12 protein-coding genes and 1 pseudogene are annotated in these 12,766 nt (G+C 69.2%); 10 read left to right on the top strand and 3 right to left on the bottom strand.

Annotation, left to right across the window (positions count from 1 at the left end; all coding sequences use genetic code 11):
- Positions 1-112 precede the first annotated feature (112 nt).
- The 8 genes and pseudogenes from QFZ21_RS10935 to QFZ21_RS10900 all read left to right on the top strand — a co-directional run bounded on the left by QFZ21_RS10935 (position 113) and on the right by QFZ21_RS10900 (position 5,144).
- Positions 113-751: a GntR family transcriptional regulator gene (locus QFZ21_RS10935; RefSeq protein WP_307377790.1), complete on the top strand. Its 639-nt coding sequence runs from the start codon at positions 113-115 to the stop codon at positions 749-751.
- Between the two features lie 8 nt (positions 752-759).
- The gene (locus QFZ21_RS10930) at positions 760-1,185 is read left to right on the top strand and encodes a hypothetical protein (RefSeq protein WP_307377789.1); all 426 of its coding nucleotides are present in this window, start codon (positions 760-762) and stop codon (positions 1,183-1,185) included.
- A gap of 49 nt (positions 1,186-1,234) precedes the next feature.
- Positions 1,235-1,786: an ECF transporter S component gene (locus tag QFZ21_RS10925; RefSeq protein WP_307377787.1), complete on the top strand. Its 552-nt coding sequence runs from the start codon at positions 1,235-1,237 to the stop codon at positions 1,784-1,786.
- An 8-nt stretch (positions 1,787-1,794) separates the two neighbouring features.
- The gene (locus tag QFZ21_RS10920) at positions 1,795-2,187 is read left to right on the top strand and encodes a DUF1801 domain-containing protein (protein ID WP_307377786.1); all 393 of its coding nucleotides are present in this window, start codon (positions 1,795-1,797) and stop codon (positions 2,185-2,187) included.
- Between the two features lie 63 nt (positions 2,188-2,250).
- Positions 2,251-2,619 carry a helix-turn-helix transcriptional regulator gene (locus QFZ21_RS10915; protein WP_307377784.1) on the top strand — a complete coding sequence of 123 codons (369 nt, stop codon included), beginning with the start codon at positions 2,251-2,253 and terminating at the stop codon, positions 2,617-2,619.
- Between the two features lies 1 nt (position 2,620).
- Positions 2,621-3,598, top strand: a complete 978-nt coding sequence (locus QFZ21_RS10910; RefSeq protein ID WP_307377782.1) for an SRPBCC family protein — start codon at positions 2,621-2,623, stop codon at positions 3,596-3,598.
- A gap of 171 nt (positions 3,599-3,769) precedes the next feature.
- Positions 3,770-4,756: pseudogene (locus tag QFZ21_RS10905) on the top strand (FAD-dependent oxidoreductase); the annotation flags it as partial.
- A gap of 58 nt (positions 4,757-4,814) precedes the next feature.
- Positions 4,815-5,144, top strand: coding sequence for an FAD-dependent oxidoreductase (locus QFZ21_RS10900; RefSeq protein ID WP_307381294.1), 330 nt, complete (start codon positions 4,815-4,817; stop codon positions 5,142-5,144).
- On the opposite strand, the gene QFZ21_RS10895 is transcribed toward QFZ21_RS10900, so the two are convergent.
- On the bottom strand, positions 5,126-5,800 hold the full coding sequence (locus tag QFZ21_RS10895) for a Pr6Pr family membrane protein (protein ID WP_307377780.1): 675 nt from the start codon (positions 5,798-5,800) through the stop codon (positions 5,126-5,128). The genes QFZ21_RS10900 and QFZ21_RS10895 overlap by 19 nt on opposite strands.
- A gap of 53 nt (positions 5,801-5,853) precedes the next feature.
- Here QFZ21_RS10895 and QFZ21_RS10890 point away from each other — a divergent pair, with 53 nt between their 5' ends.
- Positions 5,854-6,420: a hypothetical protein gene (locus QFZ21_RS10890; RefSeq protein ID WP_307377779.1), complete on the top strand. Its 567-nt coding sequence runs from the start codon at positions 5,854-5,856 to the stop codon at positions 6,418-6,420.
- 18 nt (positions 6,421-6,438) lie between these two features.
- On the opposite strand, the gene QFZ21_RS10885 is transcribed toward QFZ21_RS10890, so the two are convergent.
- Positions 6,439-6,996 (bottom strand): TetR family transcriptional regulator, encoded by a 558-nt coding sequence (locus QFZ21_RS10885; RefSeq protein ID WP_307377777.1) that lies wholly within the window; start codon positions 6,994-6,996, stop codon positions 6,439-6,441.
- A 37-nt stretch (positions 6,997-7,033) separates the two neighbouring features.
- On the opposite strand from QFZ21_RS10885, the gene QFZ21_RS10880 reads away from it, so the two are divergent.
- A complete protein-coding gene (locus tag QFZ21_RS10880; RefSeq protein ID WP_307377775.1) occupies positions 7,034-8,227 on the top strand; it encodes an FAD-dependent monooxygenase in 1,194 nt (397 codons plus the stop codon).
- Positions 8,228-8,273: 46 nt separating this feature from the next.
- Here QFZ21_RS10880 and QFZ21_RS10875 read toward each other — a convergent pair whose 3' ends face one another.
- Entirely contained in the window at positions 8,274-12,665 is a 4,392-nt protein-coding gene (locus QFZ21_RS10875; RefSeq protein ID WP_307377774.1) for a hypothetical protein, read from the bottom strand.
- Between the last annotated feature and the right edge of the window lie 101 nt (positions 12,666-12,766).

Below are 12,766 nucleotides of genomic sequence, written 5' to 3'. Positions count from 1 at the left end.
GATACGCAATATATTGCACATTGGATTTCGAACGCAATAGGCGTGTCGACTTGCCCCCCGGATGCGATCGTGCGCAATGTATTGCATGCCGATTCCGCAGCAGACCTCAGGAGTGGACCGAACACTCCTCCGTGACGACGTCTTCCGTCGATTGCGCGATGCCATCGTCGACTGCACGTTCCTCCCCGGGGAGCAGTTGAAGGATGCGGATCTCGCCGAGTGGCTCGGCGTGAGCCGTACGCCCGTGCGTGAAGCGTTACTGAGGCTGGGCGCGAGCGGACTGGTGGTCGCCAGGCCGGGCCGGTCCACGACGGTGAGCGCGATCGACGCCAAGGCGGTCCGCGATGCCCGGGACGTCGTGGGATCGATGCACGTGCTGGCGGTCCGGGGGATGGCAGGAGTCCCCACCGACAGCTACCTCGAACGCATGAGAGACGCGAACCGGCGCTTCGCGAAGGCACTGGCTGCGGAATCCATCCCGGCAGCGATGGATGCCGACGAGGAGTTCCATCGCGTCCCGGTGACGGTGCTCGGCAATGATGCCATCGTGATGGTGCTGGAACAGTTCGGCCCCGTCGTGCGGCGTGCGGAGCGGATGCGTTTCGCGGAGGACGGGCAGGCGTCGTTCGAGCGCCACGAGCAGCTCGTCGCCCTGCTGGCCGACGGCGACGTCGAGGGGGCCGCGGACCTGACCTTCGAGACCTGGCACACACTGTCGGACGAAGACCAGCCGTCGACCTCGGAGAGCTGAGGCGAACGATGCGGGCTTCTGCATACGGGAAGGCGCTGGCGGCGGTGGCCGTTATGGGCGTGGTCGCGAACGCGGTGGCGACCAACGTCTTCGTCGCCGCGATGAACCCGCAGGACTGGGGCGAGCGAGTGCTTCCCGCACTGGGCTGGGCGCTGGTCCTCGCGGCGCTGACCACGCTCTTCGTGCTGGCGAGCACCGTCTGGCTCCGCAGCGGGCCGCAGCTGTCGAGCTGGCCGGGCGCCCTGCTCGCGTTCGCGGGACCCGCGCTCGCGTGGACGATCATCGGGCTCATCGTCGGAGCCTGGCTCTTCCCCCTCTACGCGTTCTATGGGCTGGGCTCGGGTGTCGTCGCGAGTGTCGTCTTCATCCTGACGCTGCGACGTGTGCAGCGATCGGGTGAGGATCGGCGCGCAGCAAGCCTGCCGTCGGTCTGACGGGGGAGGCCCGCGCGGGGCCGGAGTTTCCGAGACTTAGGATCGACGAGTGAAAGACGCCCGAGTCGAGACGCCGAGACGAGTTCGTACGAGCGCACTCCTGGTGAGTGCCGCGTTCGGCGCCGTGCAGTCCTTGCTGTTCGTCGCCGTCGTGCCGCTGACGTCGGTGCTCGCGGTCTCCTCGCCGCCGGCGTACGCGCTGGTCGCCGGCATCCATACCCTCATGCCGTTCCTCGCCCGCGTCGTCACCCGCACCCCCGGAATGGCGACCTTCACGGCATTCGTGACGGGTCTCCTCACTTCGGCGATCTCTCCGATCGGTCCCCTCGCCGCCGTGCCGATGCTGCTGGCCGGGCTGGCGTTCGACCTGTCGCTGCCCCTGCGGCGGGAGAAGTCGACGCCGAGCGGCCGCATCCTTCTGGCTGCGGCCGCGACCGGCGCCGTGCTCTTCCTCGTCGCGCTTCCGGTCTTCTCGCCGGAGCACCTGGTGCCTCCTGTGCTCATCGCCACGTTCGCCGCGCGCATCGGCGGCGAGCTGGCGATCGGCGGCATCGTGATCGCCGTTCACAAGGCACTCGTGCGCGCGGGGGTGGCTCGATAAGATCACCCATGCCCACACAGTTCGCGACGGTCGCCGAGTTCCTTGACGCGCAGCCGCCCGAAAGGCGAGCGGAAGTCGAGTGGCTCCAGGCGCTCGTGTTCGAGGCCGAACCGGGCGTCGGCGAGACCATCAAGTGGAACTCGCCCAACTACACGCTGAACGGTGTCGATCGGCTGACGGTCAACGCCGCCGGCAGAGGGCCGGTGCGGCTCATCCTGCACTTCGGCACCGACCGCGCAGAAGCGAAGAACGCACCGCCCACGTTCTCCGGCGACCCTCAGCGGCGGCTCATCTGGCACTCCGACATCCGAGCCAGCCTGCCCGTCCCCCCCGCCGCCGAGCGCGCAGAAGATCGCGATGCGCTGATCGGGGTCATCCGCGCCTGGCTCGCCGAGTCGTAGACGGGGCCAGCGCGCCAGGAAACCTCTTGACACGGCATCCGCTTCGCCATAATCTACAACCAAATGGTTGTACAAAGAGAACTCAGCGAAGCGGAGGTCGACCGTGTGTTCCACGCATTGGCGACGTCGACCCGGCGTGACATCCTGCGCCGGACGATCGAGCGGGAGCAGTCCGTCTCGACCCTCGCCTCCGAATACGAGATGTCGTTCGCCGCGGTGCAGAAGCACGTCGCCGTGCTCGAAGCCGCGAACCTCATCGTCAAGCGCGCCGAGGGACGCGAGCGGCTCGTCCGCGCGAACCCCGAGATGATCGCCCGCGCCAGGGCGCTCCTCGCCCGATACGAAGAGCTGTGGCGGTCGCGCATCGCCCGACTCGACGACCTGCTGGCCGAGCCGGCACCTCCGCAGAACGAACCCAAGGAAGAGGACTGACATGCCTGTCACCGACGTCATCACCGATACCGAGAACCTGACCATGACGGTCGTCGCCGAGTTCGCGGCACCGGTCGAGCGGGTCTGGAGCGCCTACAGCGACCCGCGGCAGCTCGAGCGCTTCTGGGGTCCTCCCGGATGGCCGGCCACCTTCGGCGCCTGGGACCACACCGTCGGCGGGCGCGCCCAGTACACGATGAACGGCCCGCGGGGCGAGCGCTCCTCGGGATCGTGGGAGTTCCTCGCCATCGAGGCTCCGCACCGGTTCGAGGTGCTCGACTCGTTCGTCGACGAAGACGGCAAGCCGCTCGAGGACTTCCCCGCGCAGCGGATGTCGTTCGAGTTCGAGTCCACCGCCGGCGGCACCCGCATGGTGACCACGAGCCACTTCGCCTCGGTCGACGCGATCGAGCAGGTCGTGTCGATGGGGCAGGTCGAGGGCCTCAAGCTCGCGATGTCGCAGCTCGACGTCGTGCTGCAGGACCTCCGTGACTACGCCCAGGGCAAGGGCACCAATGTCGAGCTGCTCGACGACGTGCACGTGCGCATCACGCGCCTCGTCGAGGGACCGCGCGAGCTGGTGTGGCGTGCCCACAACGAGCCCGAGCTGATGAAGCAGTGGCTGCTCGGACCCGAAGGCTGGGAGATGACGGAGTGCGTCGTCGCGACCGAGGTCGGCCAGACCTACCGCACCTCGTGGGCGCCGATCGGCGACACCGAGGGACAGCCGTTCGGCTTCGAGGGCGAGGCGCTGCTGATCGACGCCCCGCGACGGTCGGTGCAGACCGAGCGGATGGTCGGGATGCCGGTCGAGACCCTCAACGACCTGAACCTCTATGAGGAAGACGGCGCGACCCTCATCACGCTCTACATCGAGTACCCCGACAAGGAGACGCGTGACATGATCCTCGCCACCGGCATGGCCGACGGCATGGAAGCGTCGTACGACCGGCTCGAGAAGGAGCTGCTCGCCGTCTGAGCGTGCACAACTCCGCAAGAACCGGCCGATCCCACAGCGGGTCGGCCGGTTTTTCGCGGATGCGCGGCCTCTCGCGCGACGTTCTGGAGGAGTTGTGCACGCCAGCCGACCAAGCCACGCACCGCGGATGCTGTCGCCCCCACCCCCGCGCCGGGATAAAGTGGCGACACGATGAGGATCACGCGCCGCACTCTGCTCATGGGCGCCGGAGTCGGCGCCGTCTCGGTGCTGCTGGCGTCCTGCACCCCCGATCCCGAACCGACGCCGACCCCCACTCCGACCCGTGAGCCGCAGCCGCAGCCGGGCGTTCCGCAGCCGGCCGGCAGCAGGCGCAGCTCCTGGACGACCGACCCGTTCTCCTACGGCGCGGTGAGCTTCACCCCGGTCGGCGTGCTCGCCGAGACCCGCGAGCAGCTCGCCCGCCCGATCGGCGACCGCGTGTTCTTCGCGGGCGAGGCGACCGACGTCGACGACCCCGGCACGATGCGGGGAGCGATCCGCTCCGGCGCTCGTGCCGCGGATGAGGTCGAGGACCAGGCTGAGTCCGGTGAGCGGGTCGCCGTGATCGGAGCAGGCCTCGCCGGGGCGACTGCCGCCGCCCGACTCGTCGCTGCCGACCTCGAGGTCACGGTGTTCGAGGCGCGCGACCGCATCGGCGGCCGGGTGCACTCGGTCACCGATGACGCGTGGCCGATGCCGGTGCAGCTCGGCGCCTGGCTGTTCGGCGAAGCCGACGTCGACCTGCGTCGGCGCATGAGGTCGTGGGACATCGGCGTGGTCGATCTCGCCGGCGCGCAGTGGCTCGGCCCCGAGGGCGAGATCGAACCGGTCGACGCCCAGCCGCTGCAGGCCGCCGTCGAGAAGGCGCAGACGGCCGACGCCGACGTCGCCCTGTCGGAGGCGATCGTCGAAGCCGGCGGAGATCCTGAAGACCCGTCGACCGCGGCGCTGCTCGCCTTCCTCGCGACGACGACCGGAGCGGATGCCGCGCAGCTGTCCAGCTGGTTCCCCCCGGTGCTCCCCGCGACCACGGAGGAGACCGCGCTGGAGGGTGCGCGCGACGATCTCACGCCGCTCGTCGAGGATGCGCTGGACGGCGTGAAGGTGTCGCTGTCGTCGCCCATCAGTCGCATCGCGCACGACGACACCGGTGTGAGCCTGCGTCTCGGCACCGGCGAGGCACTGTCGTTCGACCGCGTGGTGGTGACCGTTTCCACTGGGAGTCCTGCAGCAGCAGGACATCGAGTTCTCGCCGGCGCTGCCCTTCGTCAACCGCACCGCCGTCACCACTCTCGGGATGGGGCGCATCGAGACGATCTGGCTCCACTTCGACGAGGAGTTCTGGGAGTCGGACGCGGCGATCTGGCACACGGTAGGAGCCGACGTCTCGATCCGCACCTGGATCAACCTCCGCCCGGCGACCGGGGAGAACGTCCTGGTCGGCATCGTCGGTGGAGAGGCAGCGGCGGACTTCGCCGACCTCGACGACACCGCAGCCCTCGAATCGGCCATGGCGGCACTCGCGGTCTACGCCCCTGCGGTCTGAGGCGCGCGCCACCTCGCCCGTGTCGGCATCCGGCTGATCAGCACCAGTCCGGCCGCGACCAGGGCGAACACGGCGAGGGCGACGCCGGAGAACACGAAGAACTCCATCGGCCCGCTCACCTGACGCGGATCGAGGAAGTAGTACGGGTACCACCCGATGAGCGGACCGCGCCACAGCGTGAAAACGCCCCAGACCAACGGGTACGCCAGCGTGATCGGCACAACCCGCCACGGCACGCTGCGGTGGCCCGGAGCCAGTGCCCAGGCGGCGATCGTGCACGCCGGAAGCCAGAAGTGCAGCACCTGATCCGACCAGGGCACATCGATGCGGATGCCGCGCTCGCCGCCCTGCCACACCATCACGGCGAAGACGATCCCGGCCGTGATCGTCCAGCTGAGCACCAGCGCGAGAGCCACAGTCAACCACCGCGGATCCTCTGCTCTCCGCAGCGCGATGACGCCGGCGACGATCAGCAGCACCACGAACGCGATGTTCGACTGATTCGTGAGGTACGCGAAGAAGTTCTGGCTGGCGATCGTATTGGAGGCCAGTCCCCAGCTCAGTCGATGGATCAGTGCGATCAAGCAGATGGCGGCAGCGCCGAGACGGAGCAGGCCGAAGATGGTGCGCGCCTTCACTGCTGCGTCGCCGTCCATTCCATCAACCGAGTCTACGGATCCGGCATCCGCCTCACCGCTAAGGTCGCTTCGTGAGGGATTTCTTCGCGGACGCGGCCGGACGCATAGGCCTCAGCGTCGCCGTCAGCGTGATCGTTCTCGTGATCGGGTTGGCCGTCGCGCTCTGGGCACGTCGGCATCCCCACCGGTCGTCCGTCCATCCTGGCCGCGTGCGAATGCCGCGCTTCGTGCTCGTCGCAGGGCTGCTGGCGCTCGGCGTCGCCGTTCTCTTCGCTCTCACCGCTCACCTCGCACGCTTCCCTCTCGGCATGGAAATCGCGGCGATCGTGCTTCTCGTCGTCGGATCACTTGTGCTGCTCGCCTACATCAACTGGTTCATCGAGCCCGGGCCGGATGCCGTGCATGCGCGCACGTTCTTCGGCCGCCGGAAGGTGATCGTCTACGGCGAGATCGTCAGATACCAGTTCTCGACCATGAACGGACAGCAGTATGTCTCGGTGGTGTCGTCGAACGGAGACTCTCTGACACTGAGCATCACGAAGTACGACGTGACGCCTCTGCTCGCCGCAATCGAGTTCCGTCGGGATCGTGGCCGGTGGCCCCTGGTCGGTGAACGGGCGGCACTGCCACCGGGGTGAGACCGCACGATCCGGAGCTCAGCGGATCATCGAGAGCAGGAGGCGCCCGGCCTCGTCGCGGGAGAGCACGGTGAAGATCGACAGGGCCAGCACGTACCGGCCGAAGAGGAAGCCGACGATGGCGACGGCCACCCGCCGGGCATGTTCTCGCCCGAGGTCGTCGACGAGCGGCTGGAAGACGGAGTTCTGGATGTACTCGGCGATGGAATCGGCAGACCCGCCGCCCGAGGCGAGTCGGCGGGCGAGTCCGGTGAGCCGGTCGCCGTGCTCCGGATCCTCCCAGGCGGCGAGGATGCCGTGCGCCAGGCGCGAGAGGTCGATCGCCCCCTGACCGTCGCGGGACAGCGCGATGACGTCGTGCGGGGCGGCGCGCAGCGCGACCGCCGCAGCGACGAGTCCCTCGCGCGACCCGAAGTGGTAATTGACCAGCGTGTGGCTGACACCCACCTCTGCAGCGAGATCGCGGGAGGAGATCGCCGCCAGATCTCCCTGTTCGAAGTGCCGCTGCGCGGCACCCATCAGCAATTGACGTGCGTGCGAAGAGCCTCGCGGCCGCCCGGGGCCTTTATTGACCATGCTCGCATCGTCGCACCCGGGGGAGGACGCTCTCCCTATGAACACGCGAATCGACACCGACCGCGACACCGACTGCGTCATCGTCGGCGGCGGACCCGCCGGCCTCATGCTCGGACTCCTCCTCGCTCGCCGCGGCCTCGACGTCACCGTGGTCGAGAAGCACGCCGACTTCCTGCGCGACTTCCGCGGCGACACGATCCACCCGTCGACGCAGGAGCTGCTCGGCGAGCTCGGTCTGCTCGACGAGTTCCTGGCCAGGCCGCACGCCGACATGTCCCGCGTCACGCTCAGCTGGCACGGGACCGAGCTCACCCTCGCCGACTTCTCGCGCCTCCCGACCACCCGCAAGGTCATGACCTTCATGCCGCAGTGGGACTTCCTCGACCTGCTCGCCGACGCCGCGGGCCGCCACCCCGGCTTCCGCCTGCTGCGCTCCACCCGCATCGATCAGGTCATCCGCGACGAGGGCCGCGTCGTCGGCGTCACCGGCACCCGTCCGGAGGGCGCCGTCGAACTCCGTACCCGGCTGGTGGTCGACGCCTCGGGGCGCGACTCCGAGCTCCGTGCCGCAGCCGGCCTGCGGCCGACGGGCGTGGCGGCCGCGATGGACGTGCTCTGGTTCCGACTGCCGAAGCGGGCCGAGGAGACCTACCCCTTCGTGCAGGCCGGGGCCGGCATGATCATCACGATCGACCGCGGCGACTTCTTCCAGATCGCCCACGTGATCCCGTCCGGGTCGTGGACCGGATCAGACGCTGACGTGATGCGGATGAGGGAGCGACTCCTCCGCATCTCGCCGCGCCTCGGAGCGGCCGCGGCCGACGTGACCTCGGCCGACGTGCACCTGCTGCGGGTGCGGCTGGAGCGCCTGCGGCGTTGGTACGTCGACGGCCTCCTCTGCATCGGCGACTCCGCCCACGCGATGTCTCCCGCGGGCGGTGTCGGCATCAACCTCGCCATTCAGGATGCCGTGGCCACGGCCCGCATCCTCGGCCCGGTGCTGCAGCGCGGCACTCCCCGGCCGGTCGATCTGCGCCGCGTCCAGCGCCGCCGCACCTGGCCGATGCTCGTCACCCAGGCGGTGCAGCGCCTCATGCAGAAGCCCTTGCTGACGACGAGCTCTCCGGGCGCGCCGCTGCCGAGGCCACTGCAGATGCTGCGCGATCACCGCGCGTTGACGCGGATCACCGGTCGGTTCGTGGGGCTGGGTGCCCAGCCGGAGCGACTCTGATTCAGCCGCTCAGCCGATCAATTCAGAGCGGACGGCATCCGTGCCCTCACTCCGTCACCCGCCGCCTGCTCGCGATGAGTGCCGCGCCGAGCAGGAGCAGGCAGACGGCGAGGCCCAGGGCAGCCGTCGGGTCCGATCCGGTCTGGGCGATCTCCCCCGCGCTCGCACCCGCCCCGGGCCCTGCGCCCGCACCCGCGTCCGGCCCTGCGCCCTCTTCCTCGCCCGGTTGCGGCTCGGGGTCGGGAGAGCCGTCTCCGTCCTCAGCCGGAGGGATGCTGACCGAGTCGGCGGCCGAGCTCACCTCGGAGCCGCCGTACGACGCGAGAGCGGAGGCGGCGAAGGTCAGTTCCTCGGCATCGAGATCGGCCTGTATGAGCGCATAGGTGGCCGTGCAGGTCACGACCGCCCCCGGGCGTATCTCCGCCGCAGCGGCAGGACAGTCGACGGCGGATGGTGCTCCCGCGCCCGAGAATGAGACCTCCGCGATGCGGGCGTCGGTGACCGTGACGTTGCCGGCGTTGGTCATCCGGAATGCGAAGGTGATCACCTGCCCCACCCGCTCGTACGTCGTGACGTCGGCGGAGGTCTCCAGCCCCAGCACCGGCTCGGCAGGCGTCGTGGCGGTGTCCGTCGACGTCGGCGCCGAGACGACGGCGGGATCGCCGTTGGCGGGTGTCCCGGTCGCGGTGGCGGCGTGCCGGACGATGCCGGCATCGACGTCGGCCTGGGAGACGGTGTAGCGGACCGTGCAGGTGCGGGAGTCGCCTGCGACGAGAGGCTCTTCGGAGCATTCCACGACGCCGATTCCGTCATGATCCACGACGACCGAGCCGAGCGTGACATCACCGGTGTTCTCGACGAGGAAGGAGTACTCGATCTCCTCGCCCGCATCCGCCAGGCCGTCGTCGTCGAGGTCGACGAGTCGCGCCGTCGTCTCGAGACCGATGGAGCTCGGGATCTCCAGGTCCTGCGTCGCGATCGACGGCGTACTCGTCACGGCATCCCCGTTCGCCGGGGTGCCGGTCACCGTCGCCCTGTTCACGATCGCCGCCGAGTCGGCGTCGTCCTCCGTGATGACGTACGAGCCGGTGCACGTGACGCTGGCCCCGGCCGCGAGAGGAGCCTGATCGCAGCCGGACACGGACCCCCGTGTCGCATCGACCGAGATCAGGGTGAACGGGATCTGACCCGTGTTCGTGACCAGGTAGGAGTAGTCGATGGTGTCCCCGACGTCGAGCCGGCCGTTTCCGTTGGCATCGGTCGTCGAGGAGACGGCCGTGGTCACCTCGAGCTCCGGCGAGACCGTCCCGAGCTCGGCATCATCCGAGTCCGTCCCGGTCTGGTCGAACTCGTCGGTGATCGACACGGTGGCCGCGTTCACGATGCGGGAGTCGGTGCCGTTCGGAATGGTGACGGCGAACGTCAGCGCCGCGCTCTCGCCGGACGCGAGGTTGCCCACGGTCCAGGTGGTCGGGAAGCTGCCGATGTCGCCGCGCGACGCCTCAGCCGAACCGTCGACGAACTCCAGCGTGTCCGGAAGGGTGCTCTCGACCACGACGTCGCCGGCGCGGCGGCCGGTGTTCGTGACGCGCACCCGGAAGACGCCGGTCCCACCCTCGGCGACCGTGGCCTGGGCGGCCCAGAGCGAATCGTCCGCGGGGTCGCAGTCCTCGATCGCGGCGGCGGTGCACACGTCTTTCTCGATGCTCACCAGCGGCGACACGACATCGATCGACGTGTCGTTCGAGAGCACCGGGAGAGAGAGCTGCGCTTGGTCGACGCGCGCCGAGAAGCGATTCGTGTACCGGTCTCCCGCCGCGTTGCCCTCGGTGGTGAGCTCGAGCGGGATCTCCACGGTGGTGCCGGCGGGGAACAGCCCTGCTCCGTCGCCCGCGATGCGCACAGCGGTCACCTCGTCCATGTCGGGGCAGCCCGCGGTTCCGACCTCGTCGAGTTCGCAGGCCCAGATGCCGGTTCCCGGGAGCACGTGTCCCGGTGTACCCGGCGAGAGCGCGTCGGCGTAACCATCGACGGTCCCGTCGGACGAGTCCAGCACGGCCGGCGCTACCGCGGTCACGTAGCCGGACATGCCTGCCGGGAGGTCGGGGAGATCGATGTCGCTGTAACCGCCGCCGAACTGGGATGCCGGAGCGCGGGCGTCGCCGCGGAACGGCAGCACGTCGATGATGTCGAGGCGGGTGAGCGCCGTGGGGGTGTTGTTGCGCACGCTCAGCAGGAACTCTCCGGTGCCGGCCACGGGGATGAGCGGCTCCACTGCGCGCTTGGAGGCGAGCACGGTCGATGGGGCGTCGACGATCACCTGAGTCGATGCGGTGGGCGTACCCGATGCGGTGGGCGACGAGACGCTCGCGACGTTCAGGTACTGCGTGCCGTTCGGCGTCTCGAGGGACGTGTCGGCCTTGAACGAGAGCAGAGGAAGCGTCGCCGTCGTCGGCAGGTCGCCGAAGCTCCACCGCACGCCGTGCACAGTGACCTGTGGCGTCGTCGACCAGTCGGAGCCGTTGCAGACCTCGCAGAACTCGACGCGCTGCACTCCTGGCGGGCGGGTCACCGTGTCGGGGGACACCGTCAGCCGAGGAGCGGTCGTCGGCAGGATGTCGGTCACCTGCACGTTCGTCATGGTGCTCGTGATCGGTCCCGTACGGACGATCGCCGGGCGCAGGTCGAACGGGATCTCGCTTCCGGCCGTGTAGTGGTTGCCGGTGCCGGCCGCCTGCGGAACCGACGACTTCGCGATGCTCAGCTCACCGGGCGAGAAGAACACGCGGTGCGTGAACTGCGCCCAGGCGCGATTCTCGAACTGCTTCTGCCCGACGTTGTAGACCGAGGTGCCGGTACGTGCGGACCGGGACATCACGCGGAACCCGACCCGCAGCGAGTGCGTGAGGTTCTCGGTGACCGGTCCGGTGAAGCGCACGCGGACTCGGTCGATCCCGGTCCGGTATCCGTCAGTGGTCAGCGCGTCACCCAGGCCGGGGTCGGTGGGATCGGTCGACCAGGTGGCATCGGCGTCGCCGCAGCGTGATGCCTGGTGCTGCGCCAGCGTGGTCGGCGAAGTCGTCGCCCGACCGTACTCGATCACGAAGGGGTCGGCGGCGCCGGCCTCGACCCGAGCCGGAACGGTGGCGTTGGGGATGAGGGCCAGCTGCACGGCGGTGTCGTCGAACACGTCGCAGAGGATCTCCGATGTTCCCGTGATGTTCTGGTTGCCGTTGTCGGTGACGAGCCCCGACAGTCGGCTCTGCGGCCCGACCGCTCCATCTCCGATCGGGTCTCCGTTGCTGTTCTGCCACAGCTTGGTCGGCCCGGGGATGGCCGGCACAGGAATGCGGATGTCGTGCGAGACGCGGTTGTTGGTCAGGGGCTCGATGTCGTCGCCGAAGTTCGAGACGCCCGAGACGCTCACGGGGTCGAAGTCGCGCACCGTGTTCACCGAGGGGAAGTGGTTGTCGTCTGTCGTGCCGGCGACACCGTCGGCCCCGGCGCGGATCACGGAGTTCGGGATCGCGAAGGAGATCTGGAACTGCGCGCCGGAGGCGTTGATGTTCCCGCGCACCGTGACCTGCCGCCCGAGGGTCGAGCATCCGACGACCGACGCCTGGCTGCGACCGCGGCATTCCGTCATCCTGGCGAAGGGCGGCAACTCGACGAAGTCCTCCACGAAGGTCAGCGGCTGCGCCAGCACCTGACCGCCCTTCGGGTTGGTCCAGGGCGTGCGGATCGTCATCGCGTAGCTCACGACCTGACCCGGCTCGTTCCCGTTCGGCCCCGCCACGGACGGCGTCGTGCTGGTGGCGACGACGGTCTTGGCCAGGTCGTAGCGGGGGAACAGCTCCTGCGACGCCGTCACGGCGACGCTGTTCGACGTGATCGTCTCTCCGCCGGCTTCCGTCAGTGAGTAGGACACGGGCAGTGGCACGCCGTTGCGCACGGTGGAGTCGAGAGTCGCGACCGGGTTGATGCGGCCCGAGAGCGTGGTCGCGCTGGAGGGGAGCTGGCACACGAGCACCCGTCGATCGCCTGCGGCGACGTTGTAGATGCCGGAGGCGGGAGTGCCGCTGCCCGAGCATTCGGTGGGGAGGATCTTCCAGTGCATGCCTCGCGGCAGCTCCGATCGAAGCACCGGATCGGTCGTGCCGGCAGAGTCGAAGTTGTAGTGGAAGTCGTACTGCACGTCGTCGCCGGTGCGGAGGATGCCGTTGGCGGCGCCGGTGTCGAAGCCCGGTCCCGCCGTCGCGTCGAAGGCGGGCGTGCCGTCCGTGAGGATCTCGGCCACGGCGGCGAGCGGATCGGCGGATGCCGGGACAGGCACGAGAGCGACCAGGACGCCCAGGGCGACAGTGGTGATCGTGGACACCCCTGCGCGGATCGGCGTCCTGCGCCGACGGCGCGGCGATGACGTGGTCGGTGAATTCATGGATCGCTCCCTTGCGCCGAGCTGACACGGCGCCTGAGTGGCACGCCGAACGTGCCACTCACCGCCTTGCTCGCCCTCCCCCGAGGACCTCGCGATCGCGT

It is taken from the genome of Microbacterium sp. W4I20 (assembly GCF_030816505.1).
Classification (GTDB): domain Bacteria; phylum Actinomycetota; class Actinomycetes; order Actinomycetales; family Microbacteriaceae; genus Microbacterium.
The sequence above is the reverse complement of the archived record's forward strand: the minus strand, read 5'-3'. Positions and strand labels throughout refer to the sequence as shown.

Bases quoted from the DNA above. Each gene is read 5' to 3' on its own strand.
- QFZ21_RS10915 (WP_307377784.1), top strand. From the start codon at position 2,251: ATGGTTGTACAAAGAGAACTCAGCGAAGCGGAGGTCGACCGTGTGTTC.
- QFZ21_RS10885 (WP_307377777.1), bottom strand. From the start codon at position 6,996: ATGGTCAATAAAGGCCCCGGGCGGCCGCGAGGCTCTTCGCACGCACGT.
- QFZ21_RS10930 (WP_307377789.1), top strand. From the start codon at position 760: ATGCGGGCTTCTGCATACGGGAAGGCGCTGGCGGCGGTGGCCGTTATG.
- QFZ21_RS10910 (WP_307377782.1), top strand. From the start codon at position 2,621: ATGCCTGTCACCGACGTCATCACCGATACCGAGAACCTGACCATGACG.
- QFZ21_RS10920 (WP_307377786.1), top strand. From the start codon at position 1,795: ATGCCCACACAGTTCGCGACGGTCGCCGAGTTCCTTGACGCGCAGCCG.
- QFZ21_RS10875 (WP_307377774.1), bottom strand. From the start codon at position 12,665: ATGAATTCACCGACCACGTCATCGCCGCGCCGTCGGCGCAGGACGCCG.
- QFZ21_RS10880 (WP_307377775.1), top strand. From the start codon at position 7,034: ATGAACACGCGAATCGACACCGACCGCGACACCGACTGCGTCATCGTC.
- QFZ21_RS10895 (WP_307377780.1), bottom strand. From the start codon at position 5,800: ATGGACGGCGACGCAGCAGTGAAGGCGCGCACCATCTTCGGCCTGCTC.